Origin of the sequence: Zobellella iuensis (assembly GCF_016746085.1) — a bacterium.
Taxonomy (GTDB): domain Bacteria; phylum Pseudomonadota; class Gammaproteobacteria; order Enterobacterales; family Aeromonadaceae; genus Oceanimonas; species Oceanimonas iuensis.
Genome location: NZ_JAERTZ010000018.1, coordinates 140,446 through 163,529, shown reverse-complemented (window position 1 = coordinate 163,529; position 23,084 = coordinate 140,446). Strand labels below are relative to the sequence as shown.

Annotated in this window: 23 protein-coding genes; 11 read left to right on the top strand and 12 right to left on the bottom strand. The window is 62.3% G+C overall.

Features of this window, described 5'->3' with window-relative positions:
• Nucleotides 1–127: 127 nt before the first annotated feature.
• On the bottom strand, nucleotides 128–610 hold the full coding sequence (locus tag JKV55_RS07555) for an ATP-dependent zinc protease family protein (RefSeq protein ID WP_202083800.1): 483 nt from the start codon (nucleotides 608–610) through the stop codon (nucleotides 128–130).
• A 190-nt stretch (nucleotides 611–800) separates the two neighbouring features.
• Between JKV55_RS07555 and JKV55_RS07550 the strand changes: the two genes are divergently transcribed.
• Together JKV55_RS07550 and lpxM are read left to right on the top strand one after the other, a co-directional pair.
• A complete protein-coding gene (locus tag JKV55_RS07550) occupies nucleotides 801–1,574 on the top strand; it encodes a DUF3025 domain-containing protein (RefSeq protein WP_202083798.1) in 774 nt (257 codons plus the stop codon).
• Nucleotides 1,575–1,628: 54 nt separating this feature from the next.
• Nucleotides 1,629–2,597, top strand: coding sequence for a lauroyl-Kdo(2)-lipid IV(A) myristoyltransferase (lpxM, locus tag JKV55_RS07545; protein WP_202083796.1), 969 nt, complete (start codon nucleotides 1,629–1,631; stop codon nucleotides 2,595–2,597).
• 184 nt (nucleotides 2,598–2,781) lie between these two features.
• On the opposite strand, the gene JKV55_RS07540 is transcribed toward lpxM, so the two are convergent.
• From JKV55_RS07540 to JKV55_RS07530, 3 genes are all read right to left on the bottom strand, one after another.
• Nucleotides 2,782–3,573 (bottom strand): sulfite exporter TauE/SafE family protein, encoded by a 792-nt coding sequence (locus JKV55_RS07540; protein WP_202083794.1) that lies wholly within the window; start codon nucleotides 3,571–3,573, stop codon nucleotides 2,782–2,784.
• An 84-nt stretch (nucleotides 3,574–3,657) separates the two neighbouring features.
• On the bottom strand, nucleotides 3,658–4,527 hold the full coding sequence (locus JKV55_RS07535; protein WP_202083792.1) for a flagellar protein MotY: 870 nt from the start codon (nucleotides 4,525–4,527) through the stop codon (nucleotides 3,658–3,660).
• 61 nt (nucleotides 4,528–4,588) lie between these two features.
• Complete coding sequence (locus JKV55_RS07530; RefSeq protein WP_202083790.1) at nucleotides 4,589–5,611, bottom strand: adenosine deaminase; 1,023 nt, start codon at nucleotides 5,609–5,611, stop codon at nucleotides 4,589–4,591.
• 123 nt (nucleotides 5,612–5,734) lie between these two features.
• Between JKV55_RS07530 and mtgA the strand changes: the two genes are divergently transcribed.
• The 3 genes from mtgA (at nucleotide 5,735) to JKV55_RS07515 (ending at nucleotide 9,338) form a co-directional block, all read left to right on the top strand.
• Complete coding sequence (gene mtgA, locus JKV55_RS07525) at nucleotides 5,735–6,418, top strand: monofunctional biosynthetic peptidoglycan transglycosylase (RefSeq protein WP_237332736.1); 684 nt, start codon at nucleotides 5,735–5,737, stop codon at nucleotides 6,416–6,418.
• An 85-nt stretch (nucleotides 6,419–6,503) separates the two neighbouring features.
• Nucleotides 6,504–7,256: an HAD-IIA family hydrolase gene (locus tag JKV55_RS07520; protein WP_202083788.1), complete on the top strand. Its 753-nt coding sequence runs from the start codon at nucleotides 6,504–6,506 to the stop codon at nucleotides 7,254–7,256.
• 81 nt (nucleotides 7,257–7,337) lie between these two features.
• Nucleotides 7,338–9,338 carry a monovalent cation:proton antiporter family protein gene (locus JKV55_RS07515; RefSeq protein WP_202083786.1) on the top strand — a complete coding sequence of 667 codons (2,001 nt, stop codon included), beginning with the start codon at nucleotides 7,338–7,340 and terminating at the stop codon, nucleotides 9,336–9,338.
• Between the two features lie 7 nt (nucleotides 9,339–9,345).
• Here the strand turns inward: JKV55_RS07515 and JKV55_RS07510 are convergent, their stop codons facing one another.
• Entirely contained in the window at nucleotides 9,346–9,696 is a 351-nt protein-coding gene (locus JKV55_RS07510; protein WP_096779113.1) for a P-II family nitrogen regulator, read from the bottom strand.
• A gap of 157 nt (nucleotides 9,697–9,853) precedes the next feature.
• On the opposite strand from JKV55_RS07510, the gene JKV55_RS07505 reads away from it, so the two are divergent.
• On the top strand, nucleotides 9,854–11,425 hold the full coding sequence (locus JKV55_RS07505) for a cation:proton antiporter domain-containing protein (protein WP_202083783.1): 1,572 nt from the start codon (nucleotides 9,854–9,856) through the stop codon (nucleotides 11,423–11,425).
• A gap of 45 nt (nucleotides 11,426–11,470) precedes the next feature.
• On the opposite strand, the gene JKV55_RS07500 is transcribed toward JKV55_RS07505, so the two are convergent.
• On the bottom strand, nucleotides 11,471–11,872 hold the full coding sequence (locus JKV55_RS07500) for a phosphate-starvation-inducible protein PsiE (RefSeq protein WP_202083781.1): 402 nt from the start codon (nucleotides 11,870–11,872) through the stop codon (nucleotides 11,471–11,473).
• Nucleotides 11,873–12,284: 412 nt separating this feature from the next.
• On the opposite strand from JKV55_RS07500, the gene JKV55_RS07495 reads away from it, so the two are divergent.
• The 4 genes from JKV55_RS07495 (at nucleotide 12,285) to cfa (ending at nucleotide 16,979) form a co-directional block, all read left to right on the top strand.
• On the top strand, nucleotides 12,285–13,769 hold the full coding sequence (locus JKV55_RS07495; RefSeq protein WP_202083779.1) for a SulP family inorganic anion transporter: 1,485 nt from the start codon (nucleotides 12,285–12,287) through the stop codon (nucleotides 13,767–13,769).
• 13 nt (nucleotides 13,770–13,782) lie between these two features.
• On the top strand, nucleotides 13,783–14,637 hold the full coding sequence (locus JKV55_RS07490; RefSeq protein WP_202083777.1) for a universal stress protein: 855 nt from the start codon (nucleotides 13,783–13,785) through the stop codon (nucleotides 14,635–14,637).
• Nucleotides 14,638–14,737: 100 nt separating this feature from the next.
• Complete coding sequence (locus JKV55_RS07485) at nucleotides 14,738–15,592, top strand: universal stress protein (protein ID WP_237332735.1); 855 nt, start codon at nucleotides 14,738–14,740, stop codon at nucleotides 15,590–15,592.
• Nucleotides 15,593–15,839: 247 nt separating this feature from the next.
• Entirely contained in the window at nucleotides 15,840–16,979 is a 1,140-nt protein-coding gene (gene cfa / locus JKV55_RS07480; RefSeq protein WP_202083775.1) for a cyclopropane fatty acyl phospholipid synthase, read from the top strand.
• Nucleotides 16,980–17,137: 158 nt separating this feature from the next.
• On the opposite strand, the gene JKV55_RS07475 is transcribed toward cfa, so the two are convergent.
• From JKV55_RS07475 to JKV55_RS07455, 5 genes are all read right to left on the bottom strand, one after another.
• Nucleotides 17,138–18,730 carry an ABC-F family ATPase gene (locus tag JKV55_RS07475; RefSeq protein ID WP_202083773.1) on the bottom strand — a complete coding sequence of 531 codons (1,593 nt, stop codon included), beginning with the start codon at nucleotides 18,728–18,730 and terminating at the stop codon, nucleotides 17,138–17,140.
• A 99-nt stretch (nucleotides 18,731–18,829) separates the two neighbouring features.
• A complete protein-coding gene (locus tag JKV55_RS07470; protein ID WP_202083771.1) occupies nucleotides 18,830–19,276 on the bottom strand; it encodes a barstar family protein in 447 nt (148 codons plus the stop codon).
• A gap of 112 nt (nucleotides 19,277–19,388) precedes the next feature.
• On the bottom strand, nucleotides 19,389–19,652 hold the full coding sequence (locus JKV55_RS07465; protein ID WP_202083769.1) for a hypothetical protein: 264 nt from the start codon (nucleotides 19,650–19,652) through the stop codon (nucleotides 19,389–19,391).
• Nucleotides 19,653–19,803: 151 nt separating this feature from the next.
• Nucleotides 19,804–20,175: a guanyl-specific ribonuclease gene (locus JKV55_RS07460; protein WP_202083767.1), complete on the bottom strand. Its 372-nt coding sequence runs from the start codon at nucleotides 20,173–20,175 to the stop codon at nucleotides 19,804–19,806.
• Nucleotides 20,168–21,157: a D-2-hydroxyacid dehydrogenase family protein gene (locus JKV55_RS07455; protein ID WP_202083765.1), complete on the bottom strand. Its 990-nt coding sequence runs from the start codon at nucleotides 21,155–21,157 to the stop codon at nucleotides 20,168–20,170. The genes JKV55_RS07460 and JKV55_RS07455 overlap by 8 nt, the downstream gene beginning before the upstream one ends.
• 77 nt (nucleotides 21,158–21,234) lie before the next feature.
• Between JKV55_RS07455 and cysQ the strand changes: the two genes are divergently transcribed.
• Entirely contained in the window at nucleotides 21,235–22,041 is an 807-nt protein-coding gene (gene cysQ / locus JKV55_RS07450) for a 3'(2'),5'-bisphosphate nucleotidase CysQ (RefSeq protein ID WP_202083764.1), read from the top strand.
• A 48-nt stretch (nucleotides 22,042–22,089) separates the two neighbouring features.
• Here cysQ and JKV55_RS07445 read toward each other — a convergent pair whose 3' ends face one another.
• Complete coding sequence (locus JKV55_RS07445; protein ID WP_202083762.1) at nucleotides 22,090–22,950, bottom strand: universal stress protein; 861 nt, start codon at nucleotides 22,948–22,950, stop codon at nucleotides 22,090–22,092.
• Nucleotides 22,951–23,084: the final 134 nt, after the last annotated feature.

Genomic DNA, 23,084 nt, shown 5'->3' with positions numbered 1-23,084 from the left:
CGGAAGCCGGAAGCCGGAAGCCGGAAGCCGGAAGCCGGAAGCCGGAAGCCGGAAGCATCTAACTTCAAGCTTCAAGCTTCAAGCTTCAAGCTTCAAGCTTCAAGCTTCAAGCTTCAAGCTTCCAAGCCTATTTCTCCCGCAGCGGCTGGATATAGAGCCGGGAGGGGTCTATCAGCACGTCCTTGGCCATAAACTCGCGCCCCAGCAGCACCGGGTAGATCATGCGGGTGCGGTCCTTGAGGGTGAACTCCACCTCTTTTTCCATGCCGCCCAACTGCACCGGCAGCAGGATGACAGGGCGCCGGTCCAGCTTCTTGCTGTTGGCCTGGCGGATGCGCACATAGCGGCTGAGCGGGGCCTCCAGTTGCTCCAGGTGGTTCTTATGGCTGAAGCTGAAGCGGATCCAGCGCTTGCCGTCTTTCCTGAACTCTTCAATCTCGGTGGCGCTCATGGACGAGGTCTTGGCGCCGGAATCGATGCGTGCCTTGACGTTGTCGCCCAGCACCGGCAGCCACAACCATTCCACCCGGCCCAGCAGCCACTTGTCGCCTATCTTGACGTCGTCGATGCCCGGAGGCTGGGCATGCGCGTTGGGGATCAGCAAACTCATAACGAATACCAGTGAAAACAACCATTTCATCAGCACATTCCTCGGGTGCGGCAGAATTTGACGGCGCTATCTTATCCAAGCCGGCGCCGCCGGGAAATGGGTTGATACCAAGAATTATCGCTCATTTTATCCTGATCTCGGCGCCGACTCGGGGTATGCTCTGCCGTTTTAATCCATTTAGGTAGCAAGAATGGACTGGGACCCTGCTTTTACCGAGCGTAACGCCATACTGGCCACCCTGGGCGGGCTGGTACCGATAGAAGATGTCCGGTGGCCGCCCCTGAGCGAGCTTAACCGGCTGCTGGCCGTACACTTGCCGGTACGATTTATCGATAACGACCACTTCGCCGAACTCGGCTGTGGCTATGAAGAGGCCGTGTCCCTGGGTATGGTGCCCACTCGCGCGGACAACTGGCACGACTTCTTCGGGGCGCTGATCTGGTATCTGTTTCCCCGCACCAAGGCCCTGCTCAACCGCCTGCACATGCAAGATATCGAGGATTGCGGATCCCGCCGGCGCACACCCCGGCGCGACCGGCTCACCCATTTCGACGAATGCGGCCTGGTGCTGGCCGTCCCCGAGTGCCACGAACTCGAGCCCCTGCTGCTCGAACACGACTGGCAGCAGCTCTTTCTCGCCAATCGCCCCCGCTGGGGCCGGGACTGGCAGCCTTTCGTCTTCGGCCACGCCCTCTATGAGCAGGCGTTGTCCCCCTTTATCGGGTTCACCGGCAAGGCGGTGCTGGTAGAAATGGAGCCCGGATTTTTCCGCCTCCCGACTCATCAGCGCTACCCCTTGCTCGATGCCCGGCTGAGTACCCACCTGGAGCACAGCGCGCTGTTCGACCGGCCTCGCCCGCTGCTGCCGGTGCCGCTGCTCGGCATCCCGGGCTGGTGGCCGGCCAACGAAGATCCCGCCTTCTACCTGAACCGGGATTACTTCCGTCCCAAGCGCAACAGGTGATTTAGCCGAGTTTTTTTCTTACACTTGCCGCCTTGTCATTATGAGGATGATGTTATGTCCGGGCACGATCCCGTTTACCAGCACCCGTTCAAACCCCGTTACCTGTACCCCAAATACTGGCCGACCTGGCTGGCCATCGCCGCCCTCTGGCTGCTGGCCTGGGTCCCGGTCCGCCTGCGCGACCGCGTCGCCGCCGCCTTAGCCCCCTTGCTTATCCGTTTCGCCAAGAAACAGTGCTATATCGCCCGCACCAATATCGGGCTGTGCTTTCCCGAGCTGCCCGAGGCGGAGCGCGAGCGGATGCTGCGCCACTCCATCGAGGTGGGGCTGATGGGCTTTTTCGGTTATGGTGAGTGGACCGCCCGCAGCAAGCTCTATCTGCAAAGCCGTTTCAGGGTGCAGGGCCAGGAACACCTGGACGCCTGCCTGGCGGCCGGCGACAAGATCATCTTTATGATCCCCCACACCTGGACCCTCGACGCCGGTGGTCTCTACCTCAACTCCTTCGGCCTGCCCATGTGCACCATGATGCACAGCGCCAAGAACGAGCTGTTCGACTGGTTTATCAACCGCCAGCGGACCCGTTTCGGCGGCCTGATCTACGAGCGGGACGCGGGCATCAAGTCGGTGATCAAGACCCTCAGGGACGGCAATCACTTTTTCTACCTGCCGGATCAGGATCACGGCCGGGAAGCCAGCCTGTTCGTGCCTTTCTTTGGCGAGCCCAAGGCGACCCTGCCGGCCCTGCCCAAGCTGGTCCGGCTCACCGGCGCCACCGTGTTGCCGGTGCTCTCGGTCTACAATACCGAACAGCACCGTTACGAGCTCATTATCCGTCCGGCCATGACGCCCTACCCCACCGCCGATCTTCATGCCGATACCCGGGCCATGAACGCGGAGATCGAGGCCCTGCTCACCGACTGGCCGGAGCAGTACATGTGGTTCCTGAAATACTTCCAGACCCAGGTGGACTCGGATGAAGGCCGTTACGAAGCCGGTATCCGCCGGATCAGGGGGAAATAATGGCGTGGCTGCACTATCTGCTGCTGGTGGCCGCCGGCCTGCTGGTACTCTGGCTGGTGGCCAAAACCGACGACTGGCTGATGGCGCGGGAAAAACGAAAAACAGGGATTAGGGATTAGGGATTAGGGATTAGGGATTAGGGATTGGAAACTGCACCAGTCCCCAGTCCCCACAGTAGCTATCTTCAGCCCGGGAAAAACAGAAACTTGGCGCCCACCAGAATAAGGAAGCCGGCAAAAGCCCGCCTCAGCGCTATGGCCGAGAGCTTATGGGCCAGGATGGCACCGAAGCGTGCGAAGGGCATGCTGGCCAGGCTGATACCGATCATCGCCGGCAGATACACATAACCCCAGGCCTCGGCGGGCAGCCCCTGATGCGGCAGGCCATGCACCACATAGCTGAGCGCCCCCACCAGGGCGATGGGGAAACCGCACACCGCCGACACCGCCACCGCCCGCTGCATGGGTACCGAGCACCAGCTGAGGAAGGGCACCGTCAGGGAGCCGCCGCCGATACCGAAGATGCCCGAGGCCCAGCCGATAACCCCCCCCACCGCCACCTGCACCGGCTTGCGGGGCAGACCGCTGCCACCTTTGGGTGCCAGATGAAACAGCATCTGTGCCGCCATGGCCCAGGCAAAGAGCCCGATCAGCCTCTGCAGGTGCAGGCCCGACAGCTTGTCGGCGGTAAAACCGCCCAGCCAGGCTCCGAACACTATGCCCGCCGACAGCAACGCCGCCAGCCGCCAGTCGATGGCCTTGCGGCTATGGTGGGTCTGGATGGCGCTCAACGAAGTAAACATGATGGTCGCGAGCGAGGTGCCCACCGCCATGTGCGCCACCCAGTCCCCGCCGATGCCTTGCAACTTGAAACTGAAAATCAGCACCGGCACTATGATCAGCCCGCCGCCCACACCAAACAGTCCGGCCAGGGTGCCGGCAAAGGCCCCCAGTACCAGATACATCAACCAGGTCATGCGCTTATCCCTAAAAAAAGCAAAAGGCCATAAGCTACCTAAGCCGGCGGCAAAAGCCAATCCCCTTCTGCCCGGCAAAAGGACTCAGAGCCGTTCGCGGCCCAGGCTGATCACCACCCGACGGTTGACCTCCCGCCCTTCCGGGGTGCTGTTGTCGGCGATGGGCCGACGCTCGCCATGCCCTTCGAGCGAGATGGCGTTTGCAGGCAGGCCCAGCTCCATAAAGCGGCCTTTGATGGCCTCGGCCCGGCGCTGGGACAGCTGTTTATTGTGGTATTCGCTGCCGAAGCTGTCGGTATAGGTGTTGATCACGACCTCCCCGATATGGGGATCGGCCTTGACGTATTCGGCAATCATCGCCAGCCGTTGGCTGGAATGGGCCGTCAGTTCATCGGCATTGTTGACATAGTTGAGCACGCTGAACGCGATGTCTTCGAAGCCATAGGGCAGCAGGTTGTGCTGGCAGTCGAGAAAAGCGGCGTAACGGGCGCGGAAATTGACCGACGACAGCCCCACGCCCGTGGTCTGGTTATTACGGTACCAGTCATCGAAATAGAAGATAGGCCAGCGGCCTTCGCTCAGCTCGTCCAGCATCACCCAGGCGGACTGTTGCTCCACCATGGCGTCGAACTGCTGATAGAAGGTCACCCGGGTCAGGTTGCGCGCCCCCCGCCCCGGCTGCCACTGGGGCGGCTCGCTCTTCAGTGCGGCGGACTGGGTACGCGGCAGCGCCCGCAAGGGGTTCAATTCGAATACCAGATTGATGTTCTTGGAGGCCCGGCTGACAAAGGCGCCGGTACCGAAACCGGGGATGGGGTGCTCGAGGCGGCATTCCACCGCCGAGTCCGACGTCAGCCGCCACAAGGACTGTTCAATATCCGCGATAAAGGTGCGGGGCTGGGCCCAGGCGCCCGAGCACCAAGCCAGCCCCGCCACCAGGGGAAGAATGCGCACGCCAGATGTCTCCTGTTAACCGTTAAGCTCTGTATCGGCAGCCGGCGCCATAGCTTTAGTACTAGTGCTTGAGTGTAAGCCCCGCCGCCTCCCCGTGGGCCCGGATCTCCCGGGCCAGCACCGCCTTTTCTTCCGGCGACAGCCAGCACGCCTCCACGCTGTTCAGCGCCATCTGCAGCAGTTCCCCGTCGGTGGCGCCCAGCCCATCCTGCAAAGCCTGATAGTTGGCGTTCATGTAACCACCGAAATAGGCCGGATCGTCGGAGTTGACGGTCACGCACACTCCCGCATGCAACAGCCTCAACATGGGGTGCTCGCTCATGCGCTCCACTACCCTGAGCTTGAGGTTGGACAGGGGACAGACGGTAAGGGGAACGCGCTCCCGGGCCAGCCGTTCCACCAGGTGCCGGTCCCCCGCCGCCGCCACCCCGTGATCGATGCGCTCCACCCTGAGGATATCCAGCGCATCACGGATATACTGGGCCGGCCCTTCTTCGCCGGCGTGGGCCACCAGGCGGAAGCCCTGCTCCCGGGCCGCGGCATACACATGAGTGAACTTGGTCGGCGGGTTGCCTTTTTCGGCAGAGTCCAGCCCTATGCCCGACAGCTGGTGGCGAAAAGGCTCCGCATGGTGCAGGGTCTCGAAGGCACTTTCCTCCGGCAGGTGCCGCAGGAAGGACATGATCAAGCGGCTGGTCAGCCCCCACTGCTGCCGGGCCTGTTCCAGCGCCCGATGGATGCCGCCGATCACCGCCGCCAGGGGCACTCCCCTGTCGGTATGGGCCTGGGGATCAAAGAAAATTTCGCTATGGCGCACCTGCTCGGCGTGGGCCCGTTCGAGATAGGCCCAGGTCATGTCGAAAAAATCCTGCTCGGTCAGCAATACCTGCATGCCCTGGTAGTAGACGTCGAGGAAGGACTGCAGATCCTTGAAGTCGTAGGCCGCCTTCAGCGCCCTTTCATCCGCGTAATCGAGGGTGATACCATTGCGTCCGGCGAGGGCAAAGACCATCTCCGGCTCCAGGGTTCCTTCTATGTGCAGGTGCAGCTCCACCTTGGGTAATCCATTGATAAACGTGGACATGGCATTCCTCCCTTGCTCCCGATACCTTAAAGATAACAAAAATCCGGCCGCCGTCATTGCGAAAATATAACCGGTTGGTCAAAAAGCGATGCGCCTGTGCGCCAGGCTCCAGTTACGGACTCTATGTTGATGATACCTTTGCTCAAGCGTTGTTTACTCTGGCTGGCCGCCCTGCTGGTGCTGGCGCCGCTGCTGCTCACCCTGGCCTATCGCTATGTGCCGGTGCCGGTGACCCCGCTGATGGTGATCCGGCTGTTCGAAGGCGAAGGCCTGGCTAAAGACTGGCAGCCGTCGGCACATATTTCCAATCACCTGAAGATGGCGGTCATCGCCTCCGAAGACAACCTGTTCTGCCGCCACCGGGGCTTCGACTGGAAAGCCTTCGGTGACGTACTCAACGAATTCCGCAGCGAAGGCAGGTTGCGCGGCGGCAGCACCATCAGCATGCAGACCGCCAAGAACCTCTATCTGTGGCCGGGGCGAAGCTACAGCCGCAAGGTGCTGGAGGCACTCTACACCCCCATGCTGGAGCTGATACTGCCCAAGGAACGCATCCTGACCCTGTATCTGAATATCGCCGAATTCGGACCCGGCATCTACGGTGCCGAGGCGGCGGCGCAGGCCTATTTCAATACCTCCGCCGCCAACCTGAGTCGCCAGCAGGCGGCGCAGCTGGCCGCCGTGCTGCCCAATCCCAGGGTCTACCATGCCGGCCGCCCTTCACCCTATATCCAGCGCCGGGCCGCCACCATCCAGACTCGTATCAACCAGTTGGGGCCCCTGCTCGCTTGTATCAGGGCTTCATAAAAGCCTTACCCTTTGTCATCAATTTGTCATAAGCTGCCATGACAGTGGGAACAGCGCCGGAACCGACCGGCGACGAGGAGAGCGAATGAATAAAAAAAACCTGATCTGTGATATCGACGGCGTCATCCTGCACAACAATGATCTGATCCCGGGCGCCGACGGCTTTATCCGCCGGGTGCTGGAGCAGGAGATGAACCTGCTGTTCCTCACCAATTACCCGGCGCAAACCCCCAAAGACTTGCAAAATCGTTTCTATTCCGCCGGCATCGAGGTGCCCGAGCACTGCTTCTACACCTCGGCCATGGCCACCGCCGACTTCCTCAAGCGCCAAAGCGGCGAAAAGGCCTATGTGATCGGCGAAGGGGCCCTGATCCACGAGCTGTACAAGGCCGGCTTCACCATCACCGACATCGATCCCGACTTCGTGGTGGTGGGCGAGACCCGCAACTACAACTGGAGCATGATCCAGATGGCGGCCAAGTTCGTGGCCGGCGGGGCCCGCTTTATCGCCACCAACCCGGACACCCACGGCCCGCACATGCACCCGGCCTGCGGCGCCCTGTGCGCCCCCATCGAGCGCATGACCGGCAAAAAGCCCTTCTACGTGGGCAAGCCCAGCGCCTGGATAGTGCGCGCCGCCCTCAACCATATGGACGCCCATTCCGAAAACACCCTGATCGTGGGCGACAACCTGCGCACCGACATCCTCGCCGGTTTCCAGGCCGGGCTGGAAACGGTGCTGGTGCTCACCGGCGTCAGCCAGGTCGCGGATATTGACAAGATGCCCTTCCGTCCCCAGCATATCTACCCTTCCGTCGCCGAGATCGACCTGTTCTGACACACCCGACGCACTTTCTGTACCGCTGCCGTTTCGCCGAGCCCCAGCGGTACCTAGCGACTAATATGAAGCAGCCCTCTTATGATTGAACAGACACTCACACAATTACTGATCCTCCTCGGGTTGACGGTCTTTATCGTGCTGCTGTTCCAGCGCCTGCGTATCCCCCCGAGCCTGGGTTATCTGCTGGTGGGTGTGTTGCTCGGCTCCCACACCGCCGGCCCGGTGCTGGAGGAACACTACATCAAGCTTATCGCCGAATTCGGCATCGTCTTCCTGCTGTTCACCATAGGACTGAGCTTCTCGCTCTCCCAGATTTATGCCCTGCGCCACCTGATACTGGGGCTGGGCACGGCACAGGTGGTATTGACCACCGCCGTGGTCGCCCTGCTGCTGTGGGCCATGGGCGTACCCGGCATCGCCGCCTTCGTGATCGGCGCCGTCTTTGCCCAGTCCTCGACCACCATCATCAGCAAGCAGCTCGCCGAACAAGGAGAGGAGCAGACCCGGCACGGCAAGCTGGGCACGACCCTCTCGGTGTTCCAGGACATTACGGCGGTGCCCTTCGTCATCATCATTCCCGTGCTCGGCATCGCCGCCGCCCAGGAGGTAGCCGGAGCCCTTGGTATCGCCCTGGTCAAGGCGTTAGCGGCTTTTGCCATCGTCTTCCTGGTAGGACGTTATTTACTGCGTCCCTTTTTCCATATGGTATCCGAGCAACGCTCAGCCGAACTCTTCACCCTGACGGTGCTGTTCGTGTCGCTGATCGCGGCCTGGACCACCATGAGCCTGGGACTTTCCATGGCGTTTGGCGCCTTTCTGGCGGGCATGATGCTGGGGGAAACCGAATTTCGCCATCAGGTGGACTCCACTGTCAGGCCCTTCAGGGATGTGCTGCTGGGACTGTTTTTCGTCAGCATCGGCATGCTGATCGATCCCGCCCTGCTCCCCGACATCTGGCTGGAGGCCCTGGTCGGCGCCTGCGCTTTATTGCTTATCAAGCTGCTGCTGGTCACCGCCATCGTCAGATGGGCGAAGATAGACGGCCCCACCGCCTTTCGTACCGGTATGGTGCTGGCCGTGGGGGGAGAGTTCGGCTTCGCCCTGCTGGCCATCGCCCTGGACGCCAAAGTGATAGCGGTGTTGCCCGCCCAGATAGCCCTGACCGCCGTGCTCTTTTCGATGATACTCGCGCCTTTTCTGATCCGCTTTAACCAGCCCCTGGCTACCTGGCTATTCAGTTTGCGAAACCGCAGCCCCATCGCCGAACAAGGCCAGGAGGTTCCGGAAGGGCATCATCTTAACCATCACGTTATCGTCTGCGGCTATGGTCGTATCGGCCAGATTGTCGGCCACTTCCTGGAAAATGAACACATTCCCTATATTGCGCTGGATATGGACGCCAAGCGAGTCAAGGACGCCCGCCTTTCCGGCGAGCCCGTTTTCTTCGCGGATTCCGCGGATCCCGCCGTGCTGGAAGCCGCCGGGGCCGGCAAGGCCCGCCTGCTGCTGATCGGTCACGACGACCTGAGTGCCGCCCTGAAAACCCTGGCTTACCTCAAGCGCCATCACCCCAAGCTGCCGATCATGGTGAGGACACGTGACGAAACCCACGTGGAGGAACTCCGTACCGCCGGCGCCACCGAAGTCATCCCCGAAACGCTCGAAGCGGGCATGATGATGGCCTCCCACGCCATGCTGTCGCTGCGGGTGCCCCTGCATAAGGTGGCGAGCTACATCCAGCAGCAGCGCACCAGCCGCTACCAGATGCTGAGAGAGCTCTTCCCCGGCACCACCGCCTCCCTGGAAGGACTGGACGAGCAAAAGGCGGACCGGCTCTATCCGGTCCAGTTGCAGGCAGAAAGCCCGGTAATCGGCAAGCGGCTGGCCGAACTCGATCTGGCCAGCCGGGGGGTGATCGCCACTGTCCTGGTGAGAGACGGTAAAAGATCCCTTTCGCCCGGGCCGGATACCCTGCTGCAAACCGGCGACGTACTGGTATTGTTCGGCACCCCGGACGAACTGGAGCAGATCCGCTGGCAACTCGGGGCAGGGCAGCCCGGCTCCACAATGGTGAGCTGAACGGGTATCAGTAGGGCAGCGGGTGTTGTTTTTCCAGCGCTTTCACGTGCTCGGTGAGCCCCATGGCCTTTTCCACATCCAGCATGACGGCGATGCCGGTCCCCAGGCTTTCATCCAGGTCGCCGACATCGACGATTTCTTGCAAGACGAAGTCGGCCCGCCGTTCCTCCACCAAGATGAGAATCACATCCCGCTGCCGGTAAAGCTCGACTCCGAACAGGCCGATCAGTTTTTCAAGCCCCAGCCCCTTGGCGCTGGTGATGATGGTGGCGCCGGTGGCGCCGGCGGCTCTCGCCATATCCAGTATTTTTTCCGTCTTGTCATCATCGACAAAGACCATCAACAACTTGAAGTTCATCGTGGTACTCCCCATTGGCTAACATGCTTCGGCCACTCCAGGGCCTGGTTTTTCCGGCCCACCATACCTCCCCCTGCATTGACAAGATAGGCATACGGCACCACTATAGCCCATCTTGAGCCCCCCTCCCCACACTGACAACAATATACAAAACACCATGGATCCTATTTTTATCGCCATCGCCTTCGGCTGCGGCCTGGCGGTTTACCTGATCAAGCTGCCGCCGCTGATCGGCTTCCTGGCGGCGGGCTTCGTGCTCAACGCCATGGGCTATGCAAGCAACGATACCCTGGAGACCCTGGCCAACCTAGGGGTGACCCTGCTGCTGTTCAGCATCGGGCTCAAGCTGGATATCAAGACGCTGCTGAAGAAGGAAGTCTGGGGCACGGCCAGCGGCCATGTGCTGCTGTCCACCCTGCTGTTCACCGGGGTGCTGCTGGCGGTGAAAACCCTCGGCTTCAGCCTGGCGATGGAGCTGGAGTGGCGCCAGGCCATGCTGATGGGCTTCGCCCTGAGTTTTTCCAGCACGGTGTTCGCGGTCAAGGTGCTGGAAGAGCGCAGCGACATGAATACCTTCTACGGCCGCATCGCCATCGGGGTGCTGGTGATGCAGGACTTGTTCGCGGTGGCCTTCCTTACCGCCTCCGCCGGCAAGATCCCCAGCCCCTGGGCGCTCAGCCTGCTGGTGCTGCTGCCGCTGTTGCGGCCGCTGTTCTATCGCGTCCTGGAGCGGGCCGGCCACGGCGAGCTGCAAACCCTGTTCGCGGTGTTCCTGGCGCTGGTGGTGGGCGTGGGCGGCTTCGAGCTGGTCGGGCTCAAGGGCGACCTGGGCGCGCTGATCATCGGCATGATGCTGGCCCCCCACTACAGCGCATCAAGCCTGGCCAAGTCCTTCTTCAACATGAAGGAGCTGTTCCTGGTGGCCTTTTTCCTCAACATCGGCCTGAACGGCATGCCCACCACCGACGCCCTGTGGATTGCGGCCATACTGCTGCTGGCGCTGCCGGCGAAGAGCCTGCTCTACTACCTGCTTTACGCCCGCTGCGGCCTGCGCATGCGCACCTCGCTGCTGGCCACCTTCAGCCTGACCAACTATTCCGAATTCGGGCTGATAGTGGCGGCACTGGCCGCCAAGCAAGGGCTGCTCAGCAACGACTGGGTCATCGTCGCCTCCATCGCCCTGGCCATTTCCTTCGTGGCGGCGGCTCCCCTCAACAGCCACAACGAGAACATCTACCGCCGCCTGCTTGCACGCTTCCGGCCTAAGGAAAAGCGGCGCCTGCATCCGGACGACATGCCCATCGAGCTGGGCGACGCCCGGGTGCTGATCGTCGGCATGGGCCGTATCGGCCAGGGCGCCTATATGGAGCTGGAAAGCCGTTTCGACGGCAAGCTGCTCGGCATCGACAGCGATGAAAAAAAGGTGGAGCTGCTGCAGAAGCTGAACATCAACGCCATCAAGGGCGACGCCTCCGACTCGGACTTCTGGGACAAGACCAATATTAACGGCCAGCTGGATTATATCTTCCTCGCCATGCCCAACCACGCCGGTAACCTCTATGCCCTGGAGCAAATTCACCAGGCCGATTTCAAGGGCCGGGTGGCCGCCATCATCCGCTATCCGGAAGAAGGTGCCCAGCTGCGCGATATGGGCGCCGACGAGGTGTTTGACATCTACGAGGAAGCGGGCAGCGGCTTTGCCCGCCATGTGATAGAGCACGCCGGGTAAATAGCGCCAGGACTGGGGACACCCCTAATCCCCAGTTCCCGCACCTCAGTGTCCGCCTTCGTCCTTATCGTAGGGGTAGTGGATATGGCCGAAGCGGATCACCAGTATCGCCAGGGCCAGCACCAGGGCGGCGCCCGCCACCGTAATAAGGCGCCAGCTGTCCATGCCCTTCATGTCCAGGATAAGGTAGCGGGCCAGGGCGACGATGGCGATATAGAGTGGAATGCGGATGGGCAGCTTGCCGGAACGCAGGTAGATGGCCACCATGGCCAGCACTTCCAGGTAGATAAACATCAGCAGCAGATCGGCCAGGGTCACCGTTCTGGCCTGCCACATGGTGTTGACTTCAATACCCACCGCCACCACGGTGGAGATGGCGACGATAATCAGGCCGATGTGCTGCAGCACATCCAGCATTTTGCTGCCCAGCATCCGTTTATTATTCATAGATTGCCTCTTTCTTGATGTTGTTATTATCCGAACTCGATCCCGGCGCCCTCTTGCTGCACCAATATAAACCAAGCAAAAACAGTGCCATTGGTTGCCACCCGGGATGCGTCGGCAAGACATCCGGACGAACCCGGAGCCGCCCTTGTCCCTGGACGGCTGGCCACCTATAATAGCCGCAGCCTAACGAACAGAGCTTATAAAAAATTAAACTTTTATGAATTTTTTGAATAAAGCGATTACGCCACCCTAGCCTTCAGGCCCTGCATTTACCGCATTCTGCTCTCTCCCTGCTCACCCCTTGTGCGAGTGCTGTGCTTTAACCCAAAAACCCGGCTCCCGTACCGCTGTGCCCGCCCTTGGCGCCGGCCTGGTATGGACTGCATTTACCCACCACCTTGGAACAACCACAATGTTACCCAGCATCAAGCAAACCTGGTTCTCGAACATTAGGGGAGATGTGCTCGCCGGTCTGGTGGTCGCCCTGGCCCTGATCCCGGAGGCCATCGCCTTCTCCATCATCGCCGGGGTCGATCCCAAGATCGGCCTTTACGCCTCCTTCAGCATGGCGGTAGTCATCGCCTTCGCCGGCGGCCGTCCGGGCATGATCTCCGCCGCCACCGGCGCCATGGCCCTGCTGATGGTCACCCTGGTTAAAAACCACGGCCTGGAATACCTGCTGGCCGCCACCCTCTTGTGCGGCGTGCTGCAGATCATCGCCGGCTACCTGAAGCTGGGCGAGCTGATGCGCTTCGTGTCCCGTTCCGTGGTCACCGGCTTCGTCAACGCCCTGGCCATCCTGATCTTCCTGGCCCAGTTGCCGGAGCTGACCGACGTGACCTGGCATGTCTACGCCATGACCGCCGCCGGCCTCGGCATCATCTACCTGCTGCCCCTGGTGCCGGTGGTGGGCAAGCTGCTGCCCTCACCCCTGGTATGCATAGTGGTACTGACCCTGGTGGCCATCGCCTTCAGCATCGATATCCGCACCGTGGGCGACATGGGCGAGCTGCCCGACAGCCTGCCGGTGTTCCTGTGGCCGCAGGTGCCGCTCAACCTCGACACCCTGGCCATCATCTTCCCCTACTCCCTGTCCCTGGCGGTGGTGGGCCTGCTGGAGTCGATGATGACCGCCACCATAGTGGATGACCTGACCGACACCCAGAGCGACAAGAACCGCGAGTGCAAGGGCCAGGGCATCGCCAACATCGCCACCGGCCTGCTCGGCGGCATGGCCGGCTGTGCCATGATCGGCCAGTCCGTCATCAACGTGAAGTCCGGCGGCCGCGGCCGGCTGTCCACCCTGGTGGCCGGCGCAGTGCTGTTGATCCTGGTGGTCTTCCTCGGCCCCTGGGTGTCGCAAATTCCCATGGCCGCCCTGGTGGCGGTGATGATCATGGTGTCCATCGGTACCTTCAGTTGGGACTCGGTGAAGAACTTGAAGACCCTGCCCAAAAGCTCCAGCCTGGTGATGATCGCCACCGTGGTGGTGGTGGTCTTTACCCACAACCTGGCCTACGGCGTGCTGGTGGGCGTACTGCTCAGCGCCCTCTTCTTCGCCAACAAGGTGGGTCAGATCCTCTATGTGGGCTCGGAAGCAACCGGCGACAACAGCCGGGAATACCAGGTGGTGGGCCAGGTGTTCTTCAGCTCCGCCGAGCAGTTTATCGCCGCCTTCGATTTCAAGGAGGTCATCGACCAGGTGCGCATCGATCTGAGCCGGGCCCATTTCTGGGACATCACCGCCATCAGCGCCCTCGACAAGGTGGTGCTCAGCTTCCGCCGGGAAGGCACCGAGGTGGAAATGATCGGCCTGAATGAGGCCAGCGCCACACTGGTGGACCGCTTTGCTGTTCACAAGGATCCGAAAGCGGTAGAAAAGCTGATGGGCCACTGAGAGAGGAATGACCATGACCACCCACGTACTCGCCTGTATCGACGGCTCCAGCCACGCCACCACAGTCTGTGATTACGCCAGCTGGGCCAGCTTGCGCCTGGCGGCACCGCTGAGCTTTATCCATGTGCTGGATAAAGGTCGGCAGCCGGGCCTGGCCGACCTGAGCGGCAGCATCGGCCTGGGCAGCCAGGAGCACCTGCTGGAAGAACTGGCCGAACTCGATGAAAAACGCGGCAAGCTGGCCAAGGAGCAGGGCCGCATCCTGCTCGACGCGGCCCGCACCCGCGCCATTGAAGACGGGGTGAGCGAGCCCGCCACCCTGCAGCGCCACGGTGGCCTGGTGGACGCCCTGGTGGCGCTCGAACCCGACACCCGGCTGCTGGTGCTCGGCCGCCACGGCGAAGAGTCGGCCTCCGTCTACGCCCACCTCGGCAGCCACGTGGAGCAGGTGATCCGCGCCCTGCACCGCCCCACTCTGGTGACCCAGGGCGAATTCAGCGCACCACAAAAGATCATGCTGGCCTTCGACGGCAGCGCCACCACCCGCAAGGGGGTGGAGATGCTGGCCAGGAGCCCGCTGTTCAACGGGCTGGAGTTGCACCTGGTGCTGGTGGGCGCCGACACCGACGACAACCGGGAGCAGCTCAACTGGGCCAGGACCACCCTGGCCCAGTCCGGCATCAACGCCAGTGCCGCCATCGTCGCCGGTGAGGTCGACAAGGCCCTGCCCCAGTATCAGCAGGACAACGGCATCGACCTCATGGTGATGGGCGCCTACGGCCACTCCCGCATTCGCCAGTTGCTGGTGGGCAGCACCACCACCGCCATGATCCGCTCGGCCCGGGTGCCGCTGCTGGTACTGCGCTGACAACGCCATGACCAGGCGCCATCGTCCCCCCGGCCGACGGCGCATTACACTGTATCCAGGGGCCCGGTAACCGGGCCCGCCGTCAACCGGGGGAAAAATCATGATCACTCAACTGATGGCCTGTATCGATGGCTCTCGCCAGGCCGGCGCCGTGTGCGACCTGGCCGGCTGGGCCAGCCTGCGCCTGTCCGCACCGCTGACCCTGCTGCACGTGCTGGATCAGAGCCAGTACATCCACGAAGCCGATTTCAGCGGTTACCTGGGGCTGGAGGGCCGGCGGGAGCTGCTCCAGGAGCTGTCCCGTCTGGATGAGCGACGCAGCCGGCTGGCGGTGGAGCAAGGCAAACTCATCCTCGCCGCCGCCCGGGAGCGGGTCCTGGCGGCCGGGGTCACTAGAGTGGAGTGCCTGCAGCGCCACGGCGCCCTGGTCGACAACCTGGCCGAGCTGGAGCAGGACGAGCGGCTGCTGGTGCTGGGCGCCTACGGGGAGCAGAGCAGCGAGTCTCTCGCTCGCCTGGGCAGCCAGGTGGAGCAGGTGGTCCGCGCCCTGCACCAGCCCATGCTGGTGGCCCAACCGGAATTCCGGACTCCGCAAAAGGCCATGCTGGCCTACGACGGCAGTGCCGGCAGCCGCCGGGGGCTGGCGTTGCTGGCCCAAAGTCCCCTGCTCCAGGGGCTGGAGCTGCACCTGCTACTGGTGGGGAAGATCGATGGCGAACACCGGGCCCTGCTGGAGGAGGCACAGGCCTTGCTGACCCAGGCCGGCGTCGAGGCATTCGCCCTGGTCCTCCCCGGCGAGCCGGAGCTGGTTCTGCCCCGCTATCAGCAGGACAACGGCATCGATCTGATGGTGATGGGCGCCTACGGCCACTCCCGCCTGCGCCGCTGGCTGCTGGGCAGCACCACCACCGCCATGCTCCGCACCATTCGGGTGCCGCTGCTGGTGCTGCGCTGAACACACGCCGAGGCGGGCCGGCCAACAGCAGGCGGAAACGGTTAATGAAAAGTTAAAAAATGCAAATAAAACCACCCGATAAAAATGTGACGCCGACTACAAAAGTGTAAAAAACTGTCCTTTAATAAAATGGCAGAACTCCAAAAAGCCGACCCCTGGGTGCGGATACTTCGTTGCAACCATTGAGCCGGCTCCGCTTGAACGATGGCAAGAGGTAGTCCTTATGGGTGGCGCTGAATACACGGGTGTGACAGACACCGCTTTTCTCTATCCAGATTCCAGCCTGCACCGATTGTGGCAGGAATTGCTGGCGGGAGCCGGTATTGAAGTCAACGGTCCCCAGCCTTGGGACATGCAACTGAAGGCGCCGGGCGTGCCGGAGCGCATCTTGACCGGGGGCAGCTTGGGGCTGGGCGAGAGCTACATGGACGGCGCCTGGGACGCCCAGCAGCCCGACGAGCTGATCTGCCGGCTGCTGAAGGCGCATCTGCACCGCAAGGTACGTCCCTCCCGCCTGCTGCTCCATGCGCTCAAGGCCCGGCTGCTCAACCGCCAGACCAGCAAGCGGGCCTGGCAGGTGGGGGAAGCCCACTACGATCTGGGCAACGACTTCTACGCCGCCATGCTCGACTCGCGCCTGACCTACACCTGCGGCTACTGGCAAGACGCCACCACCCTGGAGCAGGCGCAAGACGCCAAGCTGGATCTTATCTGCCGCAAGCTCGGGCTCGAGCCCGGCATGCGGGTGCTGGACATCGGCTGCGGCTGGGGCAGCTTTATGGGCTACGCCGCCGAACACTACGGGGTGGAATGCGTGGGCGTGACCATCTCCCGGGAGCAGGCCCAATGGGCCAGGCAACGCTACCCCGGACTGCCGCTGGAATTCCGGTTGCAGGATTACAGGGAGCTGAACGAGACTTTTGATCGGGTGGTGAGCGTGGGCATGTTCGAGCACGTGGGCCACAAGAACTACCGCACCTACATGGAAGTGGTCCATCGCTGCCTGGCGGACGGCGGCCTCTTTCTGCTGCACACCATCGGCAAGAACGAACGCCGCCTCCACACGGATCCCTGGATAGACAAGTACATCTTCCCCAACGGCGAGCTGCCCTCCATTGGCCAGCTAGGCGATGCGGTGGACCAATTGTTCGTGGTGGAGGATCTGCACAACTTCGGCGCCGACTACGACAAGACCCTGATGGCCTGGCACGCCAACTTCGAGCAAGCCTGGCCCCGCTTCCGGGAGCAATTGGGCGAGCGCTTCTACCGCATGTGGCGCTACTACTTGCTGGCCTGCGCCGGCGCCTTCCGCGCCCGCGATATTCAGCTGTGGCAGTGGGTGCTGGCCAAGGGCGGCGCGGAGCAGGGCTATCGGCGGGTAAGTTGACAACCGGGGTCCGATATAGGGGCCATTTCAATGGACCTTTCCGACACCGGTGCCGAGGTTCGGTCGAATAAATTCGACCCTACAAGCACCTCCATCCAAGGGTCCACTGCAGTGGACCACCCGCCCACGGCGCCGCGCTACCGGCGGGTCAGCTAGCGTTACACCACGCCCTGCTCGCGCAGGTACTCCTCGTAGCTGCCGCTGAAGTCGCGGATGCCGTTTTCGCTCAGCTCCAGGATGCGGGTGGCCAGGGACGACACAAACTCCCGGTCGTGGGACACGAAGATCAGGGTGCCCTGATACAGCTCCAGCGCCATATTCAGGGACTCGATAGATTCCATATCCAGGTGGTTGGTAGGCTCGTCCATCACCAGGATATTGGGCCGCTGCAGCATCAGCTTGCCGAACAGCATGCGACCCTGCTCGCCCCCGGACAGCACCCCGACCTTCTTCTTGATGTCGTCCTGGCCGAACAGCAGCCGGCCCAGCACGCCGCGGATGGTTTGCTCGTCGTCGCCCGCCTGCTGCCACTGGCTCATCCATTCGAACACCGTCAGATCCTTGTCGAAGTCGGCGGCGTGATCCTGGGCGTAATAGCCGATGGTGGCATTTTCGGACCACTTGAACTGGCCCTGATCGGGAGCGAGCTCGCCCACCAGGGTCTTGACCAGGGTCGACTTGCCGATGCCGTTGGTGCCGAGGATGGCGATGCGCTCACCCACTTCCACCAGCATGTTCAGGCCCTTGAACAGGGGGCCGTCGCCATATCCCTTGCTCAGCTGCTCCACCTCCAGCACGTTGCGGTACAGCTTTTTCTCCTGCTCGAAGCGGATAAAGGGGTTCTGCCGGCTGGACGCCTTCACTTCCTCCAGCTTGATTTTTTCAATCTGCTTGGCGCGGGAGGTAGCCTGGCGCGCCTTGGAAGCGTTGGCGCTGAAGCGGGCCACGAAAGATTGCAGATCGGCAATCTGGGCCTTCTTCTTGGCGTTGTCGGACAGCAGCCGCTCCCGGGCCTGGGTGGCGGCCAGCATGTAGTCATCGTAGTTGCCCGGGTAGACCCTGAGCTCACCGTAGTCCAGATCCGCCATATGGGTGCAGACGCTGTTCAGGAAGTGACGATCGTGGGAGATGATGATCATGGTGCTGTTGCGCTCGTTGAGCACGTCTTCGAGCCAGCGGATGGTGTCGATATCCAGGTTGTTGGTCGGCTCGTCGAGCAGCAGGATCTCGGGGTTGGAGAACAGGGCCTGGGCCAGCAGCACCCGCAGTTTCCAGCCCGGGGCCACCTCGCTCATGGGGCCGTTATGCTGTTCCAGCGGAATACCCACCCCCAGCAGCAGTTCGCCGGCGCGCGACTCGGCGGTGTAGCCGTCGTACTCCGCCACCTTGCCTTCCAGCTCCGCCGCCCTCATGTAGTCGTCATCGCTGGCCTCCAGGTTGGCGTAAATGGCGTCGCGCTCATGAATGGCGGCCCACAGTTCGCTGTGTCCCATCATCACCACGTCCAGCACCCGTGCCTCTTCGTAGGCGAACTGATCCTGGCGCAGCTTGCCCAGGCGCTCGTTCACGTCCAGGCTGACGTTGCCGGCGGAAGGGTCCAGATCGCCGCCCAGTATCTTCATAAAGGTGGACTTGCCGCAGCCGTTGGCACCGATCAGGCCATAGCGGTTGCCGTCGCCGAATTTGACGGAAATGTTTTCAAACAACGGCTTGGAGCCGAACTGCATGGTAATGTTGTTGGTGGAAATCAAGGAGCAGACTCACTAAATTAGCGGAACAAGATATGACGGTATCGCCACAGACCGCCAAGGATACCGATGTCGGCGCCAAAGTTCAAAGTATGTGCAGCATTAATGGTTAGCCAGCACCGGCACCGACACCAGGGCCGGAGACGTGCTCAGCACCACGCACCAGAACGGCTTTTGCTGCTGCCCCCAATATTCCGCCGCCTCGCTCATGATATCGAGCAGGGTCAACCAGCCGGGCGGCTCGCGACAGACAAAGCGCTCCACCTGTTGCAGGCAAAGCACGGCGCCCCGCCCATCGATCAGCGCCGGCTCGGTCAGGGCATCGCTCAGGGCATCCCAGTTCTGCCCGAACCAGGCCGGCAATTCCAGCGCACCGGCCAGTTGCGCGATGCAGCCGGCCTTGGAGTCGACCCCGCTGAAGTCGACCAGATAAAAGTCCAGCCCCAGCCGCCGGGCCGACAGCTCCAGCGCCAACTGGGCGTCGGGCGGGATACAACAGCTGCGTGCCGGCCCGGCCTTCAGCAGGCGGGTCAATTCGGTTTCATTCATGGTTCACCCTGAGCTCGGTAAAACGGCGGTCATGGTTTTCGGTAGCGTAGTTGTCCCCTCGCCAGGGTGACTCCTCATCACCGGCACCCATTGGGCGCACCCCGGGGCTTTTTTATTCGGCCTCCGGGGGGGTGGGCAATATCAGCACCCCCTCGAATGGACTGCCCACCGGGTTGTTGCAATCAACCGCCGCGTCTGCCGCATCGAAAATGGTGTGGCCGCAGATATTCATAGCAACAAACTTGTCCGGCCAGACGAGCAGTGCCGGCGAGTAAAACTTACCTGCTTTGTCAATGAGCATCACTTTGCTGTTCCTTGGCAAAGAGGACAGCAACTCGATAAGCTCACCGGCGGTCAATCCCTGGCTGATATCCATAGTGCCCTCCGTGGCGGACAGCTTTTCCCGGAGTTCTAAGCATAGCCAAAGGCGCCAACTATTGAACCATATCGATGACTACCACTGGCCGGCTCCGATACCGCCCCCTTCCCGCCACGACATCCGTTGCCGACGCGGCAGCGGATGGGATTTACTCGCGTTCCAGCTCAACAAAGCTGCGGTAATGATCTTGCGTATAATACCAGATCTCGGGCGGGTCACCGCCGGTCACCACCCGCCGGGGGCCACGGTGGCTCAGCCCGGGCGTATCCACCGTGTATTCCCGGTAATAACCCCGTTCCCGGGCCGGCAGCAGCCCTTCCCGGTTGTGGAAAATGGTGCCGTCCTGGCGGTAGGGAAAGGGCCCGCCCTGCTCGATAAGCACCAGCGTCTCGGCCAGTTGCGGATTGGCTGGGGCCGGATCGCCCGGCCATAGGCCCTGAAACAGCAGCGCCAGGCCGAGCAGCAGGGCGCCGCCGAGCAGGCGCAGGTTGAAGTGTCGCCGCCGCCCTCGCCTAGTCATCCTGATACTCCAGCACCTCGGGGTTGGCGATGTTCACCGGCCGGCCCTCGGCGTAGGCCAGGATATTGTCGAAGGCGGCGCCGAAGTAGAGCTCGTAGCCGCCCCGCTCCACATACCCCAGGTGGGGCGAGCAGAGTACGTTCGGCAGGGACAGCAGCTGTTGCAACTGCGCCCCGGCCGGTTCCTGCTCATACACATCCACGGCGGCAAAGCCCGGCCGCCCTCGTCCAAGCGCCGCCACCAGGGCGCCGGGGGCGAACAGCTCGGCCCGGCTGGTGTTCACCAGCAGCGCGTCCGCCTTCATCAGGGCCAGATCGGCTGCCGAGATCAGATGCCGGCTCGCCTCGTTCAACCGCAGGTGCAGGCTCAGCACATCGCTGCTCGCAAAAAACGTCGCCTTGTCGGGGGCCGCCATCAGGCCATCGTCCATGGCTTGGGCCCGAGAAGCCTCGCTGCCCCATACCTGCACCTGCATATCGAAGGCCTGGCCAAAACGGGCGATGCGCCTGCCGATTTTGCCGTACCCCCATATTCCCAGGGTTTTGCCGGCCAGGCTGCGGCCCAGCCCAAGATCGCCGTTCTGCTGCCACTGGCCCGCCTTGAGCGCACTGCAATAGGGCAGCAACTGCCGGCTGGCCGCCATGATCAGCGCCCAGGTCAACTCCGCCGGTGCCACCGGCGAGCCCGCCCCTTCCGCCAGGGCCACGCCGGCCTTGCTGCAGTCTTGCAGGCGGATATGGTTGCTTATCTTGCCGGTCTGGCTGATAAGCCTCAGCCTTGGCAGGCGGGCCAACAGCCCGGCATTTATCTCGGTCCGCTCCCGGATAAGGACCAGGGCCTCGAAGGGGGCGAGCCGTTCGGCCAGCGCCTCGGGGTCGGAACAACCGTCGGTAAACACCGTTACCCGGTGGGCCGCCAGGCGGCCAAAGCAAGGCAGAGTCCTCACCACGTCCTGGTAATCATCCAGTATGGCTATGTTCATGGCGTGTCCTTGTTGTTGGGAATAAACCGCGTTTTTTTATATCATGGGGGCCGTTTCAAGGTCACCCCATGGAGAACATGGTGAACTCAGAGTATATAACCGCCGATCTGGTCGCCGAGGTTGAAGCTATCGCCCGGGATGCCGGCGCCGCCATCATGGCCATCTATCGCCGGGAGTTTTCGGTCGAGGAAAAAGCCGACAAATCCCCGCTCACCGAGGCGGATGCCGCCGCCCACCGGCTGATTGCCGAGCGCCTGGCCGCCCTGCCCCTGCCCCTGCCGCTGTTGTCGGAAGAAGACACCGAGCACTTCAGCGGCCCCGACGCCCTGGGCCGTTACTGGCTGGTGGATCCGCTCGACGGCACCAAGGAATTCATCAAGCGCAACGGCGAGTTCACCGTCAATATCGCCCTGATCGAGCAGGGCCGGCCGGTACTGGGCGTGGTCTATGCCCCGGCCTTGGCCGTGTGCTACACCGCCGCCCGCGGCCTGGGCGCCAGCAAGACCGATGCCGACGGCCATTGCCGCCCCATCCGGGTCGCCGAACACCAGCCCGGAACCCCCTGGCGGGTGGTGGGCAGCCGTTCCCACGCCGGCGAGGAGATGCCGCGCCTGTTGGCCAGGCTGGGTGAGCATGAGCTGGTGCCCATGGGCAGTTCACTGAAGCTGTGTCTGGTGGCGGAAGGTGCCGCCGACGCCTATCCGCGCCTGGGGCCCACCTGTTTGTGGGATACCGCCGCCGCCCACTGCGTGGCCGAACAGGCCGGCGGCCGGGTGGTGCGGCTGGATGGCAGTCCGCTCGGCTACGCGACGCCACAACAGCTGCTCAATCCCCACTTCCTGGTGCTGGGTAACAGCGAGCAGGACTGGACCGCCCTGTTCTGACGCAACAAGGCCGGGGACACCCGGCCTCGGTTTACATAGCTCCCCGTCTCAACGGGCCACCAGCACGTCGCAGGGCGGCATGCTCAGAAAACTCATGGCGATGCTGCCGATCAGCAGCCGGCTGATGCCCTGCCGGCCATGGGTGCCCAACACCAGTAACTGCGGTTTATGTTTTTCTACCGCCTGTGCCAAGCAGGCCTGGGTTTCCCCCGCCATGATCTCGGTGGTAATCCGGCTCTGATCGTCGTCGGCCAGGAAATGGGCCATTTCGGTTTTGACTTCCCGTTCGATACGCACCTTCTGGTGATCCATCAGGGTGTCGACCTCCAGTTGGTCATGGCGGACAAACCCCATAAAAGGCGGGTCAAACACATGCACCAGCCGTACCTGGGCCTGGGGTGCCAGCCACAAACCGGCCTGCAGGGCATGATGGGAGCTGCGGGAGAAATCGCTGCCGGCCAGCACCTGCTGATAGGGTTGGGTGGTCTCTGTGTTCACCATCAGCAACGGAATGTCACAGTGGCGTAACAGACGTTCGGCGGTGGTGCCCAGAAACAGATCCCGCATGGGGTCCATATGATGTTTACCGACGATGATCACATCGGCGTTCAGCTCCGCCGCCTTCTTGATCAGCGCCCGATCCGGCTTGCCCAACAGCACATGCCGTCCGCCGTCCGGTTTCACCGCTCCGGGCAGGGCATCGAAGAAGGTATCCAGGGCGGTTTCCGCCGCCTGTTTCAGCCGATGCCGTACCGGTATCTCCACCAGGGGCTCGTACAGGGTCAGGGCATCGTCCACCACATGAACCAGATGCAGGCTGGCGTTGAGTTGCACGGCCAGTTCGGCCGCCTTTTTTACGACCAGCGCGGACTCCGGCTCCAGATCGATGGCAGCAAGCAGCGTTTTCATCTCGGCTTTCCTTATACAGAGGGATCGCGTCACGGCGGATCCATGATTGACGTACCATGAGCATTCCCGCTTTTTGCCATAAAATCAAATGAAAGCCCTTTTTCAGTCCCCCCGGTTTCAAGGCCCGGTCCGGC